This window comes from Aerococcus sp. L_32 (assembly GCF_050689315.1).
Window position 1 is genome coordinate 1 of record NZ_JBOEQF010000626.1, and the last position, 1003, is coordinate 1003.

The window sequence follows — 1003 nt, forward strand, 5'->3', positions numbered from 1 at the left end:
GTGAGACAGTTTCAAGTAGTACATTACCCCTACAGAAACGCGGTTGTCGAATGGTTCACCTGTACGACCATCGTAAAGAACAGTTTTAGCGTCGCTTGCCATACCTGCTTCTTTGATTGTTTCCCATACGTCTTCTTCATTGGCACCGTCAAATACTGGTGTTGCAATGTGGATGCCCATTTCGCGTGCAGCCATACCTAAATGCAACTCTAATACTTGTCCGATGTTCATACGAGAAGGTACCCCTAGAGGGTTCAACATGATATCAACTGGTGTTCCGTCAGGCATGTAAGGCATGTCTTCTTGAGGTAAGATACGAGACACAACCCCTTTGTTACCATGACGTCCGGCCATTTTATCCCCAACTTGGATCTTACGTTTTTGGATAATGTAAACACGGACTAACATAGAAACACCTGGTGATAATTCGTCGCCGTTTTCACGATAGAACACTTTCACGTCGTTAACGATACCGCCGCCACCATGTGGTACGCGTAATGATGTATCACGAACTTCACGTGCTTTTTCACCGAAGATAGCGTGTAATAAGTGCTCTTCTGCTGATAATTCAGTTACACCTTTAGGCGTTACTTTACCAACTAAGATGTCACCATCTTTAACTTCAGCACCGATACGGATAATTCCGCGTTCGTCAAGGTTACGTAATGAATCTTCACCAACGTTAGGAATTTCACGTGTGATTTCTTCAGGTCCTAATTTAGTGTCACGCGCTTCAGATTCTAATTCATCAATATGAATAGAAGTGTAGACATCGTCTTTCACTAAGCGTTCAGACATGATAACCGCATCCTCATAGTTATAACCGTCCCAAGTCATGAAGGCGATTAATGGGTTTTGACCTAAAGCCATTTCCCCTTTTTCCATTGAAGGTCCGTTAGCTAGGATTTCGCCAGCTGTAACAGATTCGCCAATAGTCACGTTAGGTGTTTGGTTGTAAGATGCTGAGGCATTTGAACGGTGGTATTTGATTAATGGGTACTTA

The 1003-nt window shown here is 43.3% G+C and carries 1 pseudogene; it reads right to left on the minus strand.

The features are described from left to right. A pseudogene (locus ACRCJ0_RS15265) lies at positions 1–1003 on the minus strand (DNA-directed RNA polymerase subunit beta); the annotation flags it as partial.